Consider the following 15159-nt stretch of genomic DNA (forward strand, 5'->3'; position numbering starts at 1 on the left):
CAAGTTTTTTTAGCCAATAATAATTTTTTCAGAAGGATACTCATAGCCAATATCTCGTGTTTCTTTTGGTACAAATAACATCAGTGTATATAGCATGCCGATTCGACCAATAAACATCAACAGTGCAATCATCAGCTTACCAACGGTTGTCAAATCAGATGTGATACCTAAAGATAAGCCCGTTGTACCAAAAGCAGATGCGACTTCAACGATAATTGCGATCAATGGATGATCTTCCGTTGCGGTCAAAAACAAGACTGCAAAAAAGCACATAATTAATGAAAGCATAAAGACAACAATAGATTTTTTTACATCATCATCATCGATCCGGCGTCCAAATACATTGATCTTGTCCTCACTTTTCAAAAAAGCATATAAGTACAAACCAATGATAGCAACGGTCGTCGTCCGAATGCCGCCACCGACAGAGCTAGGACTACACCCAATAAACATCAATAGAGAAAAGACAATCAATGTCGTAACTTGAAAATCGCCTAAATCGTTGATCTGCAGACCAGCATTTCGAGTAGTCATAGAGTAGAACATTGAGGTGATCCAGCGTTGTACTTCGCCCATCCCGACAAATAGATGATCTTTCTCCAATAAATAAATTAAAATTGTTCCACCGACAAATAAAATCACGAAAGCTAAAACCGCAATCTTACTGAATAAGGAAAAGCGGAAGGGCAGTCCTCTTTTTTTCTTCTTAAAGAATAACCATTCCCGAAACTCCATCAACACTGGAAAGCCAATTCCCCCAACAAAAATCAAGAACATAATAACAATTAAAAAGAGATAATCAGTGGCAAACGGAATAATTGAATCACCAGTAACGTCAAAGCCTGAGTTAGTAACAGCTGAAATCGATTGATAAAAACCAAAGAAAATCGCTTTTGGCCACGTTGTATAATAGCCTGAAAAATAAAAATAAATAGAAAAAAACGTACCGAAAATCACTTGGAACCATAAAATAATGGTAAATGTGATTCGAATCAAGCGAACGATACCACTTAATTTTGGTTGATTCATATCTGTCATGATCAGTTGCCGTTGTTTTAACGAAATCCTTCGTTTAGATAAAATGATAAACGCCGTAGAGATCATCATGATGCCCAAACCGCCAATTTGAAAAAGGATCTCCAACAGAATCACGCCGCGGTCATTAAAAACAGAATTAATATCAAAAGTAGATAATCCCGTAACGCTCACAGTGCTGATTGCCATAAAAAGCATATCAATAAAACCAACCTGAGAGCCAGGTTCCCTAAAAAATGGTAAACAAAATAATAAATAAGAAACCATGGTCATAATTATATAGTAAGAAACAATAATTTGAATAGATGAAAAATGAGTGGAAATAAAACGCCTTCCTTTGCGCTGAGCCAGCCATAAAAGCCGAAAATTATTCATATTGGACCTCCTGAACATCGTTAAAACAAGTATAGCAGAAATTAAATCATGGGCAAACAAAGAATAAAAGCTTAGAAGAAATAAGAAATTGATTAAAAAAAAAGAGAATATAGCACAAATCGTGTAGAAAATGTTATTTTATTGTGAGAGGAGTAACATTCTTATGTTTCTTTTTTTGAAATGTTGGAAAAAGAATTGAGTTTGAAAGACTATTTTTTTGGCGATTAATGTGATTTTTTTCACATTGGAAGAAGATAAGTCAAATTTAAACTGAATGAACAAGTGTTGTAGGACTAAAAATTACTGAGGTGGGGAAAAAATGAAAAAAGTTATCATGAGTCTATTATCATTGAGTTTGTTTGCAGGAGTTGCAGTCGGTTGTACCAGTGACCAAGACAAAACAACAAAGAAAAGTAAAGAATCCAAAGAAAGCACAGAAGTTACTTCTGGCGCTTCAGCCAATGGCTATACAGATTTAAGTGAATTAGAAGAGCAATATGATATCGTGATCATCGGTGCAGGTGGTGCTGGGATGACGGCAGCTTTACAAGCCAAAGAAGCAGGGATGAAGCCAGCTATTCTAGAAAAAATGCCCGTTGCAGGTGGAAATACGATTAAATCGTCTTCAGGTATGAACGCGTCTGAAACAAAATACCAAAAAGAAGATGGAATCACCGATAGCAACGATAAATTCTTTGAAGAAACACTTAAAGGTGGAAAAGGAACGAACGATAAAGAATTATTACGCTTTTTCGTAAACCATTCAGCAGACGCAATTGATTGGCTAGATACGAAAGGCATCGAACTTAGCAACCTAACGATTACTGGCGGAATGAGCGAAAAACGAACACACCGTCCAGCCGACGGTTCAGCAATTGGTGGCTACTTAGTCGATGGACTTGTTCGTAATGTCAAAGAAGAAAAAATTCCGTTATTTGTCAATGCAAACGTGACTGAAATCACTGAAAAAGACGGTCAAGTCAACGGTGTCAAAGTCAAACTTAACGATAAAGAAACCAAAGAAATCAAATCAAATGCCGTAATCGTTACGACAGGTGGTTTTGGAGCAAATAAAGAAATGCTTGAAAAATACGATCCAAAATTAAAAGATTACGTAACGACTAATCAAGAGGGAACAACCGGCGATGGAATCAAGATGATCGAAAAACTTGGTGGAGCCACAGTGGATATGAAAGAAATCCAAATCCATCCAACCGTACAACAAGACAAATCATTCTTGATTGGTGAAGTGGTTCGTGGTGAAGGAGCTATTTTAGCTTCAAAAGAGGGAACACGTTTTGTGAATGAAATGGATACCCGTGATAAAGTTTCTGCTGCAATCACAGCCTTACCAGAAAAATCAGCTTATTTAGTATTTGACCAAGGAGTTCGTGATCGTGCCAAAGCAATAGATTTTTATGATGAACAAGGTTTTGTTGTAGAAGGCGCAACAATCGAAGAACTTGCGAAGAAAATCGAAATGCCGGAAGCTGTATTAAAAGAAACAGTAACGCAGTGGAACAAAGAAGTGCAAGCAAAATCTGATACTCAATTTAATCGTGCAACAGGAATGGATCATGATTTATCAAAGGGTCCTTACTATGCAATCAAAATTGCACCAGGCATCCATCATACAATGGGTGGTGTAAAAATCAACACGAAAACAGAAGTATTGAAAGAAGACGGAGCACCAATTAAAGGATTGTACGCTGCTGGTGAAGTAACTGGTGGACTACATGGCGCAAACCGTATCGGCGGTAACGCTGTGGCGGATATCATTATCTTCGGTCGTCAATCTGGAACAGAAGCAGCAAACTTTGCTTCAGCACAAAAATAAATGAATTTAAGAAAACCAATAGATCAAACGTCCGCGTTTGCCTATTGGTTTTTTAGGGATTCAATAATGAATAAAGTATGGCCTTTTTAAACAAAAAAAAGAAAACAATGTAAAGAGATATGGTCAATTAGGGTGGATAAATAAACTTAAATTAAAAATATAACGACAACCAGTAAGAGTAATGGTAAACTATTATTTGAGCATAGTATTTTATCCTTTTTAGGAGGCAAATAAACCATGAAGCGTTTAAAGGGACTATATTTATTTTTAGGAGGACTAATAATAATGAGTGGATTAACTGGATGTGAAACAAAAAATAAAGCAGAAATCGAACAAAGTTTTGATAAAGTATTAGCAATGTATCCAACACAAAATCTGGAGAGCTTTTATGATATGGAAGGCTATCGAGATGACGAGTTTGATAAGGATGATAAGGGGGTTTGGGTACTTGATTCTAGTATGTCCATTAGTCAATCAGAAGATGGGGGGTTGTTTACAGAGGGAATGATTTTAAGGCTAAACAGAAATACAAGAACAGCGAAGGGATATTATTACACTTTTACAACATGGAATGATTTGAGTAAACCAGTTACAAAAAAGAAGTATGAGGTAACTTATAATAAAGAAGGATTTCATCTAGTTGATAATGTGAATGAGAATAGTATTAAAGAAAAAATACAAAATTTCAATTTTTTTGTGCAGTATGGTGATTTTAATCATTTAGATACATATAAAAATATTAAAAAAATGTACAATCCAGAAGTACCCATGTATGAATTAGAATATCAGTTAACAAATACTGACAATAATGTTCAAGCATTGAGAGAACGATATGATATTCCAACTGAAAAAGCACCTACATTATTATTAAAAGGAACAGGTGATTTAGAAGGAAGTTCTATAGGATATAAGCAGTTAGAGATAAGATTTTCTAAAAAACCAGCAATTGTGTTTGATGATTTAGTCGATTTTCAACCTTTATCAGAGGAGGATATTGTAGATGAGTAGCTATGACATCAAAGATAAAGGGATTAAAAAAGACTCAGAAGCGACTAGTGCAGTAGCAACAATTTCATATGAAGTTGAGAATGCTCAAGTAAATGGTCTTGATAAAAATGATATTAATAAACAAATAATAAAATTACAAAATGCTGATAAATTCCCTTCTAATCTCCAACTAGTAGATGCATTCTACGACCCTAAAACAAGCTCAAGTGGCGTCGCATTTCTGGACAACAGCACAGGAAAAGTTGTAGTCGGCTTTACTGGTACTAACCTCGACAATGGTATATTAGAAAGCGCAAAAGACATAGGCCAATGGGTGAATATAGCGTTTGAAGGAGACGGCCCTTCCTCGGCATATTTTGATGCTAGTAACAGGTTTATGAACGATTTAAAAGCAAATGGTTATGCTATTGATACAGTTACAGGGCACTCTTTAGGTGGAAGAAATGGGACTATTATGGGTATGGAACACAATATACCCAATATTATACTTTATAATTCAGCTCCACTGATGAATTTATTAGGAAATTTAAAGAAGTCGAATCAACAAGAATTATCCGATTTATTTGGACGGTATAGTGGAAATATCATTTATTTTGTATCTGAAAATGACCCATTAAATAAAGCTGCGGGTGGAGTTCCTGGAAGTATCTATCCAGGGAAAATTATCATCATAAAAAACGGAAAAGAGCATGATATCACAGGCTTATTAACAAAAAAAGAACAGGATTTTATTCGCCAACATACTCCAGATTTAAATAAAATTTATGTGGCTCAACAAAAAGTCCAAACAGATACTCGGAGTAAATTAAAAGCGTTAGACGTCTTGCGAGCAAAGCTTTTAAAAAGCGGAGGAGGATTATCTGCTTCAGAAGAAATTTATTTGGATGCGTCCGAAGCATTGATTTTAACACAAGGAATGAGTAAAACCCTTCAAATAGAAATAGATGATATTAAAAAAATGTATCGGGAAGCAAAGAAAGATTCCGATAAATTATGGACTGATACGTTGAAAACAGCCGACTCCATAGGTTCTACATTACATCAAGGAGAAGTAGTGGATTCTTTAAATGGTGGTGGTGCAACAGAGCCAATTGTTCGAATAGAACCAAAAGAAGAATGCGAACAAAAAATATCAGAATTATCTTCGATACAACAAGAATACCATGAATTAATTGGTCAAATACAATCATCCATAAATAAACAAGTAGAAACAGACCAAGAGTTAGCTAGACAAATAGGGGGATAAACTCTCATGGAGAGTACATATTTAAATAAATTAGCAGATTTAGGATCAGAGTATGAAAAGAACCAAAGAAAGATTGAAGAAGAGTTAGAAGAAGCCTTTTATGAAAAGCAAAAATTTGGTCGTGAATTAGAAAATCTTTCGGAAAATTATCGCTATCATTATCAGCAAGCTGAGTACAGTGAACCAATAAATATGAGCAGAGTCTATCATTTATTAGAACAATGTAAAGATGATGGAGACAGGATAGTTAATCAGGCAATGAAAGAATTAGAAAATAAACAAGAAGAAAATACGATTCATTATAAGAAACAAACCCGATTAATAGAAGATGAACTTACTCTTTTAAAAGAGAAGGAGAGAAAAAAAGAAAATGAGTAGTGAAAAAATGAAACTGGAGTTAAAAAGATTACGAAAAGAATTGGAAAAAGCTCTGATACGAGGCATGGTTGCTCCGCCATGTGTTCAAACGGCAGAAACGAAAAAGCAACTAGTTAAAAGCATGGGACAAGCTCGAGTGGAGCGATTAAAAAGTAGTAGTGCTAATTATATTTCAAACTTTCAGTCTTCTGCAAAAGGTGCATGGGTAACAAAAGCAAAAACAACGTTTGAAAATACTTCTAAAAAACTAACAACTATTACAGAAGATGGAAAATGATGAACTTATAGAGGTTCATCATTTTTTTGTAACTTCTAAATTGAGGATATCAAAAGGTTGAATTGGTTATTACGAAACGTCTATTATTGTTCTGTAAAAAGCAAGTGTGACTATAGTTATGGAGATTTTTATAGAATAAAGAATACTGAATACATAAGTATTAAATTTACCACTGTAAAAAACTTCGGTTTTATAGTAAAATACGAGAGGAACTAAACGAGAGGTGACGACGAAGGAATGGCACAATTATTTTTTAAATATGGCGCAATGAACAGTGGCAAAACCATTGAGATCTTAAAAGTAGCTCACAATTATGAAGAACAAGACAAACCTGTTGTGATTATGACAAGCGGACTTGATACTAGAGATGGCGTAGGTGTCGTTTCAAGCCGTATCGGACTTAGACGAGAAGCTATCCCCATTTTCAAAGAAACCAATGTCTATGAATTGATTCAAAAACTAGAGTATAAGCCTTATTGTATTTTAGTAGACGAATCACAATTTTTAGGAAAACAACATGTAATCGAATTTGCTAGAGTCGTAGATGAACTGAATATTCCTGTCATGGCTTTTGGTTTGAAAAATGACTTCCGTAATGAACTATTTGAAGGATCAAAGTATTTGATGCTATATGCAGATAAACTAGAAGAATTAAAAACAATCTGCTGGTTTTGCCACAAGAAAGCCACAATGAATCTACATTATATCGACGGTCAACCCGTTTACGAAGGAACACAAGTTCAAATCGGTGGTAATGAAGCCTATTATCCAGTTTGCCGTAACCATTATTTTCATCCACCAATCGACGGTGAACAGGTAGAAAATAATTAATTTAAGAAAAAAATGAAAAATAAAATACACTTACTTAACTAAAAAGGAGCAACTAACTATGTACGATCAGTTACAATCAATCGAAGATCGCTATGAAGAGCTGGGTGAATTATTAAGTGACCCAGAAGTCATCAGTGATACAAAACGTTTTATGCAATTGTCTAAAGAAGAGGCGAATACTCGTGAAACAGTCGATGTTTACCGCCGCTATAAACAAGTAGTCGAAGGAATTAGTGACACAGAAGAGCTATTAGGTGAGAAATTAGATGCCGAAATGGCTGAAATGGCTAAAGAAGAATTATCAGAATTGAAAAAAGAAAAAGACGTTCTTGAAGAACGAATCAAAATTTTACTATTGCCAACAGATCCAAATGACGATAAAAATATCATCATGGAAATTCGTGGTGCTGCTGGAGGCGATGAAGCGGCTTTATTTGCGGGTGATTTATTCGGTATGTATCAAAAATATGCGGAATCACAAGGCTGGAAGACAGATGTCATGGAAGCTAGCATCACTGGAATTGGTGGATACAAAGAAGTCATCATGATGATTTCTGGAGACAATGTCTTCTCTAAACTAAAATATGAAAGTGGAGCACACCGTGTTCAACGTGTTCCTTCAACTGAATCACAAGGGCGGATTCATACATCAACAGCAACGGTTGTCGTTTTACCAGAAGCAGAAGAAGTTGAATTAGATCTTGCGGATAAAGATATCCGTACCGATATTTACCATGCTAGTGGCGCCGGTGGTCAACACGTCAATAAAACGGCATCTGCTGTTCGTTTGACCCATATTCCAACTGGGATTGCGGTTGCCATGCAAGATGAACGGTCGCAAATCAAAAACCGCGAAAAAGCGATGAAAATCTTACGAGCAAGAGTCTATGACCAAATGCAACAAGAAGCACAAAGCGAATACGATGCAAATCGTAAATCTGCTGTAGGTACAGGAGACCGTTCTGAACGAATCCGTACGTACAACTTCCCACAAAACCGTGTGACAGATCACCGTATTGGTTTAACGATTCAAAAATTGGATCAAATTTTAGCTGGGAAATTAGATGAAATCGTGGATGCATTAGTGTTATACGATCAAACATCAAAATTAGAAGAGATGCAAAATGGGTAACCGTTATTTTGAAGTCCTTGAACGGGCTTCTTCTTTTTTAGAAAAACAAGGCAAAGAAGGGTATAGCATTCTTTTCGTTTTTTTGGAAAGAAAAGGCTGGAGTAAAACGGATTGGCTTCTTCATTTGAAAGAAGAAATACTATTAGAAGATGAGCAGCAAATTGCTGAAGACTTAAAAAAACTTGCAGAAAATTATCCGCCCCAATATTTATTAGGCTATAGTGATTTTTATGACCAACAATTTTTAGTCAATGAGCATACCTTGATTCCTCGACCAGAAACAGAAGAGTTGGTTGACCGTTGTTTAAAAGAAAATACAAATGAACACCTAACTGTTGTGGATGTTGGAACTGGAACGGGTGTGATCGGCATCAGTTTAAAATTAGCTCGACCAAATTGGCAGATAACAGCAATTGATATTTCAAAAGAAGCATTAAAAATCGCACAAGAAAATGCCAAACGCTTAGAAGCAGATGTGCTCTTTAAAAATGGAGATGGCTTAAAACCGATGAAGGATACAAAAATCGACATTTTAATTTCGAATCCGCCTTATATCAGTAATGCTGAATGGGATTTGATGGATGAAAGTGTACGAACATTCGAGCCGAAAACAGCTTTATTTGCTGAAAATGATGGGTTAGCGATTTATCAGCAATTGGCCAACGAAGCTAAAAAGATTCTGAAACCAGATGGCAAAATGTATTTAGAGATCGGATTTCAGCAAGGACAAGCGGTTAGGCAACTTTTTCAGCAAGCCTTTCCACAAAAACAAGTACAAGTTGCCCAAGACTTATCGGGAAATGATCGTATGGTGATCGTTTCATCTAAAAAAGAGGAGGGATAAGCAATTGGAAACGAAACAATTTACAGCAGATCAAATCGATCAAGCAGCAGAGTTGATCCAACAGGGTGAATTAATCGCCTTCCCAACTGAAACAGTTTATGGACTTGGGGCAAATGCATTAGATGAAACTGCTGTGAAACAAGTGTATGCCGTCAAAGGTCGTCCTAGTGATAACCCGCTGATAGTTCATGTGAGTGATTTTGAAATGGTCAAACAATACGTCAATGATTTTCCTGATCATACAAAAGCTTTAGTAGATTCTTTTTGGCCAGGGCCATTAACCTTGATTTTTGATGTGAAGCCGAATACTTTCTCGGCTAGTGTGACAGGAGGCTTAAATACGGTTGCTTTTCGAATGCCAAATAATCAGAACACCTTAGAGTTGATCAAAACAGCTGGTGTTCCCTTGGTAGGGCCAAGCGCCAATACTTCTGGCAAACCAAGCCCGACAACAGCGCAGCACGTCTATCATGATCTTCATGGGAATATTGCAGGTATTTTAGACGATGGGCCAACGCAAATCGGTGTGGAATCAACTGTCTTGGATTTAACAGCAAAAGATGGCACCCCAGTGATTTTAAGACCTGGAGCTGTTACAAAAGAAAGTTTGGAACGAGTTGTAGGTCAAGTACTTGTCGATCAACACTTAATCAGCGAAGAAGAAGCTCCTAAAGCTCCGGGAATGAAATATAAGCACTATTCTCCAGATGTTCCTGTTTGGATTATTGACGGTGATCAGGAAGTGTTTGAAAAAGCGATCGAATGGGCTAAAGGTAAACAACAGCGAATCGGTTTGTTTGCGGACGATTATATTACATCGACTTTTTCATCCGATGTAGAAGCCATTTTTTCTTTTGGTGAAGGGTCAGTGGAACAAGGAACTAAATTACTATTTGCTGGACTTAGAAGTCTGGATGAACAAAATATAAATGTGATATTTGCGCAGTCCTTTACAGAATCAGGGTTAGGAATTGCCTATATGAACCGGTTGAAAAAAGCAGCAAATCAAAAAATTCTAAAAATTGATTCGATTTTCAAGTAGAGAGCATTTAATTATGATACAATCGGTACAAACAAATGAAATGGAGGCTTGTTTAATGGATTATAAAACATTTGATCCAGATTTATGGGATGCAATTGCAAAAGAGAATGAACGTCAAGAAAACAACTTGGAGCTAATTGCATCAGAGAACGTTGTTTCTAAAGGAGTTATGGCGGCACAAGGAAGTATTCTTACAAATAAGTACGCAGAAGGATATCCTGGCAAACGTTATTATGGCGGTTGTGAGTTTATCGACATCGTTGAAGATTTGGCGATCGACCGTGCAAAAGAATTATTTGGGGCCAAATTTGCGAATGTTCAGCCTCATTCGGGCTCACAAGCAAATACAGCTGCTTATCTTTCATTGATCGAACCAGGAGATACCGTTTTAGGAATGGATTTGTCTGCGGGAGGACATTTAACTCATGGTTCACCAGTGAACTTTAGTGGGAAAACGTATAACTTTGTCAGTTACGGAGTCGATCCAACAACTGAAGTGATCGATTATAATGTCGTGCGTATTTTAGCACGTGAACATCAACCAAAATTGATCGTAGCAGGAGCAAGTGCTTATTCACGCACGATTGATTTTGAAAAATTCCGTGAAATCGCAGATGAAGTTGGCGCTAAATTAATGGTGGATATGGCGCATATTGCGGGGCTTGTAGCGGCTGGGTTACATCCTAATCCAGTACCATATGCTGACATCACAACCTCGACAACACATAAAACATTACGCGGACCTCGTGGCGGACTTATTTTAACAAATAATGAAGAGCTAGCGAAAAAAATCAATAGCAATATTTTCCCTGGTATTCAGGGCGGACCATTAGAACATGTGATTGCTGGTAAAGCAGTAGCCTTTAAAGAAGCATTAGATATTACCTTTAAAGAATACAGTGAACAAGTGATTGAAAATGCTAAAGCAATGACAAAAGTCTTCAACCAAACACCAGAAGCTCGTTTAGTGAGTGGATCGACTGATAATCATTTATTATTGATCGACGTGAGTGGTTTTGGCTTGAATGGAAAAGAGGCTGAAGCAATTTTAGATAGCGTGAATATCACCGCTAATAAAAACTCTATTCCCTTTGAACAACTTAGCCCTTTTAAAACAAGTGGTATTCGTATTGGAACACCTGCGATCACAACACGAGGATTTAAGGAAGACGATTGTATAGAAGTGGCTAAATTGATCGTTAAAGTCTTAAATGATCACGAAAATGAAGTCGTTCTTTCTGAAGTTCGAGCATCTGTTAGTGAACTTACAAAAAAATATCCACTTTATAAGTAAAAGTTTCGAGTGATTGACTAGTCAATCGCTCGATTTTGTTTTACAATAGGAAGGAATAAATTATTGAAGGAGAATGAGCATGGGAAAATTCCAAGTTATTGATCATCCACTGATCCAACACAAATTAACAATCATTAGAGATAAGGATTGTGGAACAAAGGTTTTTCGTGAAGTCGTGAATGAAATCGCAATGCTTATGGCATACGAAGTTTCAAGAGACATGCCTTTAGAAGACGTTGTGATCGAAACACCGATCTGTGAAACAACACAAAAAACATTATCTGGTAAAAAGGTAGCAATCGTACCGATCTTACGCGCAGGTATTGGAATGGTAGATGGTATTTTGGAATTGATTCCAGCAGCAAAAGTTGGACATATCGGTTTATACCGTGATCATGATACATTAGAACCAGTTGAATACTTTGTGAAGATGCCAGAAGATATTGATGCACGTCAATTATTCGTAGTTGATCCAATGCTTGCTACAGGCGGATCAGCAATCATGGCAATCGATGCGTTGAAAGCCCGCGGCGGCAGCAATATTAAATTTGTTTGTTTAGTTGCAGCGCCAGAAGGTGTGAAAGCTTTACAAGAAGCGCACCCGGATATCGATATTTATACTGCGGCATTAGATGAGTATTTAGATAAAGATGGCTACATCGTTCCAGGTCTTGGCGATGCTGGTGACCGTTTATTCGGAACTAAGTAAAAAAAGCAAATAACAGATAAGCAACGTGTTTATGTTGTCTATCTGTTATTTTTTTAACAAAAAATCCATCCAATAATAATGGATGGAAGGAGTTATACTTTTTTTAGTTTTTTATAATTGATGACGATCACACCGTTACTTTTTACCATTAAATCAGTGTTATCAGAGTTTTCATCAATCTCCACAACAGCAGAATTATTTAATTGTTTTGTAATAATCCCTGTTTGTGGCTGACCATGCATCAAGAAAGTGACCTGAGTATCAACAGTGAATAAATCCCCTTCCGCAGAAGGCTCAACAGGACGATTAAAGTTACCGAAATTAGACATTCAAAAAAACTTCCTTTCTTAACTATCCCCATTATACCATAAATTAAGAAAAATTTCAGAAAACTAATTTTATTTTAAAAAAGTAGGTTTTTTGACTTTACAAAGAATGGGTTTAGTTCTATAATTTTGATTGTATTGCCAGCTTAGCTCAGTTGGTAGAGCAATGCACTCGTAACGCATAGGTCACAGGTTCGATCCCTGCAGCTGGCATAGTTAAAAATAGTTACACTAATTTCTAAACGGAGTTGGTATAGCTATTTTTTGTTTTCGAAGGTATAGTAACTAAAAAAATATTTACTAAAAATTTTTTTGTTAAGTTGTTTTATAAATCAAAAATGTCATATTAATCAAATTTGTTGCTCATTGATTTTTGTGAGCTTGGATATAAATCAACGCAAGTATCAATTATAGTAGTTATTGAAGCAACTTGAGAATGTCTAAAATCGTGAAGTCGTGTAATTTTAATAGGTATATTATTTTTTCTGATAATTTTTTATTTATTTTGGATTAATATTCAAGGCTGTGAGTCTCTCCATTAGACATGAAAACTTTAATGAATTTCGTATAGTAAAGGATTTGTCCTGTATGTAATATTGTAAAAGGCAAGGTTAAATAAATTTTCAATATTGTTTACTTTTTGGTAGAATTAAAGAAATATATAAGGGGCAAAAAAATAATTTTTGCTGGTCATATTTCTTTAAAGGAGAAGAAGATGAAAAAAAAGAATGATTCTATAGCCAAAATATCAGGAAAAAATAGTGATTTTTATATTTATAATACATACCCAAATATTCAATTAGATGGAAAAGAGGAATCTATAGAAAGATACTGGTTTAAAGGATTCTGTACGAACTCTGAAATTGAAAGAATAATAACACCTAAAAAAGCAGAAGATTATATATTGCAAAAAAGAGCTAATATTATTGCAGATAATGCTAGATATACAAGAGTTTACTGTGCAAAAGCACGAACAATCAAAAATTGGTCGTTGGAAAAATCTTTTTCTATTAAACATTATAAAAATTTTTTAAGTAGACTCACTGAGGAAGATAAAGAAGTGTGTAATACTATCGGATATGGAGATATTTTCTCAAATACTCTCAACGGTTTTGCTGAAAATACTACGAAGTTTGGTAAAATTATATATTTAAATGAATCCTTAAGATACTATCTTTATTATATGTTACTTGCAACGATGAATTTTGGTGTAGAGATTCCTAAGCATGTTCGGTTAAGTGCTTTAAGAATTGCGATACGCATTTTTTTGGGAACTGAAACAATGGATTTTTATTTGGACCCACGTGGAAAGGTTCCCAAAAAAATCAGCAATGATATAAACAAAATAGTTAATGAGCAACTTCAATTTATTGCAGGACATGAATTTTCTCACCATTTGTGTGGTCATTTAAATAAAAATTTTTATTCTACTAGAACTTTTTACACAGACTATAAAGGTTTAGAATATAAAACTGATATTTTTAATAATGACCAAAAAGAAGAATTTGAAGCAGATATAAACTCATTAACAAGACCAAGGTATAATAAATTTCAATATAGGATGAAGTACGAAGCCGCTTTAATATGGTTTATATTTCTTGATATTGGTGAGTTTGTTTTGGAACAAATCAATCCTCCTTTTAATGTATATAATACACATCCAACGCCAATAGACCGATTCGTTAAAATAAGAGATGAAGTACCTACACCTCTGAATTTTAATGGAAATTCCATTGATTACTTCTTTGAATCAGCAAAAATAATAAAAGATTTTTTAGCTGAAAGTTTATCAGTAGATTTTGATGGATATGAAATGTATGGATCAGTGTATCTTGATAAGCCTAATACGAAATGGAGAGGAAAAAAATTAATGGATAGAGTGGATTATTAATCAAGATAATTCATACATTGTGATAGGCTGCAATTGAGAAAAATTTTTGATAGATCAACGTAAAACAATAAATTTATAATGTCTATCTGAGCGAAAGCTTCTAAACTTAAGGATAGAAAAAAAGTGTAAAAATGTATTTAATAGAATTCGAAAATGAGAATTATAAAATGATGTTTTTATTATTAGCTGCATTGTTTGTCCTGTGCTCTTTAAATTCAAACTTCAGTATACGACGGGATATTGTAAAATAAACGTTTATAAAGTGAAGTAGTATATCAATTGAAAAATTCGCTTATTAATTAAAAGTAAGCGCAAATTGTTATGTAATAATATTTGGGAAATTCCTGAAATGTTTCAGAGCAACTATGGATAAGTCAAGTTAGAATATTATATTTGAATAAAAAATAAATTCAAAATCATACATATTAAAGGTTTTGAATTTTTTAATCATTTTTCCGCCACCTAAGAGGTTTCATACATAATCTTTGTGTATTTACAAATAAGAGCCTACACTAGACTTATAACTAAGTATATAGGAGGAATGCACCATGTCAGAAAAAATTGATCAAATCAATAAGTTAGCGAACGAAGCAAAAAAGGAAGTTGAACGTTTAGAAGACAAGCGTCAAGAAAATCTTGGAAACTCTATCAATTATATTGAGAATGAATTGCAAGTCCAACGACTATACGCTCAAATTGAAGCGTATGAAAAGGTCTTGGATATTGTAAAATAATTAAATGTCATATAAGAGACTGCAGATAAAAAAATTGTTTTTAAATGAATAGGCCATACAAAATGAATTTCGTTTTGTATGGTCTATTTTTTGTTGAGATTATTTCAACGTACGATGTTGTGCAAAATAGAAAAATGAAAGAATAATGGGAGAATTGTGAACGGTAGCACCTATCAAAGTAAATTAATATTAGGACATAG

General features: G+C 34.9%; 15 protein-coding genes and 1 tRNA gene. 14 read left to right on the forward strand and 2 right to left on the reverse strand.

Features of this window, described 5'->3' with window-relative positions; translation table 11 throughout:
- Positions 1-9: 9 nt before the first annotated feature.
- Positions 10-1410, reverse strand: a complete 1401-nt coding sequence (locus AC4BB5_RS06730) for a TrkH family potassium uptake protein (RefSeq protein WP_490458590.1) — start codon at positions 1408-1410, stop codon at positions 10-12.
- A 319-nt stretch (positions 1411-1729) separates the two neighbouring features.
- Here AC4BB5_RS06730 and AC4BB5_RS06735 point away from each other — a divergent pair, with 319 nt between their 5' ends.
- The 11 genes from AC4BB5_RS06735 (at position 1730) to upp (ending at position 12008) form a co-directional block, all read left to right on the forward strand.
- A complete protein-coding gene (locus tag AC4BB5_RS06735) occupies positions 1730-3247 on the forward strand; it encodes a flavocytochrome c (protein ID WP_490458591.1) in 1518 nt (505 codons plus the stop codon).
- Positions 3248-3484: 237 nt separating this feature from the next.
- Positions 3485-4255, forward strand: a complete 771-nt coding sequence (locus AC4BB5_RS06740) for a tandem-type lipoprotein (protein WP_490458592.1) — start codon at positions 3485-3487, stop codon at positions 4253-4255.
- On the forward strand, positions 4248-5501 hold the full coding sequence (locus tag AC4BB5_RS06745) for an alpha/beta hydrolase family protein (RefSeq protein WP_490458593.1): 1254 nt from the start codon (positions 4248-4250) through the stop codon (positions 5499-5501). The genes AC4BB5_RS06740 and AC4BB5_RS06745 overlap by 8 nt, the downstream gene beginning before the upstream one ends.
- Positions 5502-5507: 6 nt before the next feature.
- Complete coding sequence (locus tag AC4BB5_RS06750; RefSeq protein WP_490458594.1) at positions 5508-5879, forward strand: hypothetical protein; 372 nt, start codon at positions 5508-5510, stop codon at positions 5877-5879.
- Positions 5872-6156: a hypothetical protein gene (locus tag AC4BB5_RS06755; RefSeq protein ID WP_071876882.1), complete on the forward strand. Its 285-nt coding sequence runs from the start codon at positions 5872-5874 to the stop codon at positions 6154-6156. The genes AC4BB5_RS06750 and AC4BB5_RS06755 overlap by 8 nt, the downstream gene beginning before the upstream one ends.
- 237 nt (positions 6157-6393) lie before the next feature.
- Entirely contained in the window at positions 6394-6987 is a 594-nt protein-coding gene (locus AC4BB5_RS06760; RefSeq protein WP_490458595.1) for a thymidine kinase, read from the forward strand.
- Positions 6988-7045: 58 nt separating this feature from the next.
- Positions 7046-8119: a peptide chain release factor 1 gene (prfA, locus tag AC4BB5_RS06765; protein WP_010765450.1), complete on the forward strand. Its 1074-nt coding sequence runs from the start codon at positions 7046-7048 to the stop codon at positions 8117-8119.
- Complete coding sequence (prmC, locus tag AC4BB5_RS06770) at positions 8112-8963, forward strand: peptide chain release factor N(5)-glutamine methyltransferase (protein WP_490458596.1); 852 nt, start codon at positions 8112-8114, stop codon at positions 8961-8963. Before prfA ends, prmC begins: the two co-directional genes overlap by 8 nt.
- Before the next feature lie 4 nt (positions 8964-8967).
- Positions 8968-10005 (forward strand): L-threonylcarbamoyladenylate synthase, encoded by a 1038-nt coding sequence (locus AC4BB5_RS06775; RefSeq protein ID WP_490458597.1) that lies wholly within the window; start codon positions 8968-8970, stop codon positions 10003-10005.
- 55 nt (positions 10006-10060) lie between these two features.
- Complete coding sequence (gene glyA / locus AC4BB5_RS06780; RefSeq protein WP_490458598.1) at positions 10061-11299, forward strand: serine hydroxymethyltransferase; 1239 nt, start codon at positions 10061-10063, stop codon at positions 11297-11299.
- Positions 11300-11378: 79 nt separating this feature from the next.
- The gene (upp, locus tag AC4BB5_RS06785; RefSeq protein ID WP_069645130.1) at positions 11379-12008 is read left to right on the forward strand and encodes a uracil phosphoribosyltransferase; all 630 of its coding nucleotides are present in this window, start codon (positions 11379-11381) and stop codon (positions 12006-12008) included.
- Positions 12009-12100: 92 nt separating this feature from the next.
- On the opposite strand, the gene AC4BB5_RS06790 is transcribed toward upp, so the two are convergent.
- Positions 12101-12337, reverse strand: a complete 237-nt coding sequence (locus tag AC4BB5_RS06790) for a hypothetical protein (RefSeq protein WP_010763354.1) — start codon at positions 12335-12337, stop codon at positions 12101-12103.
- Positions 12338-12474: 137 nt separating this feature from the next.
- Here AC4BB5_RS06790 and AC4BB5_RS06795 point away from each other — a divergent pair.
- The 3 genes from AC4BB5_RS06795 to AC4BB5_RS06805 all read left to right on the forward strand — a co-directional run bounded on the left by AC4BB5_RS06795 (position 12475) and on the right by AC4BB5_RS06805 (position 14959).
- Positions 12475-12547: transfer RNA gene (locus AC4BB5_RS06795), tRNA-Thr, on the forward strand.
- A gap of 502 nt (positions 12548-13049) precedes the next feature.
- Positions 13050-14225, forward strand: coding sequence for a hypothetical protein (locus AC4BB5_RS06800; RefSeq protein ID WP_490458599.1), 1176 nt, complete (start codon positions 13050-13052; stop codon positions 14223-14225).
- A 548-nt stretch (positions 14226-14773) separates the two neighbouring features.
- Positions 14774-14959: a hypothetical protein gene (locus tag AC4BB5_RS06805; RefSeq protein ID WP_490458600.1), complete on the forward strand. Its 186-nt coding sequence runs from the start codon at positions 14774-14776 to the stop codon at positions 14957-14959.
- Positions 14960-15159 lie beyond the last annotated feature (200 nt).

Source organism: Enterococcus sp. AMC1252 (assembly GCF_058216515.1).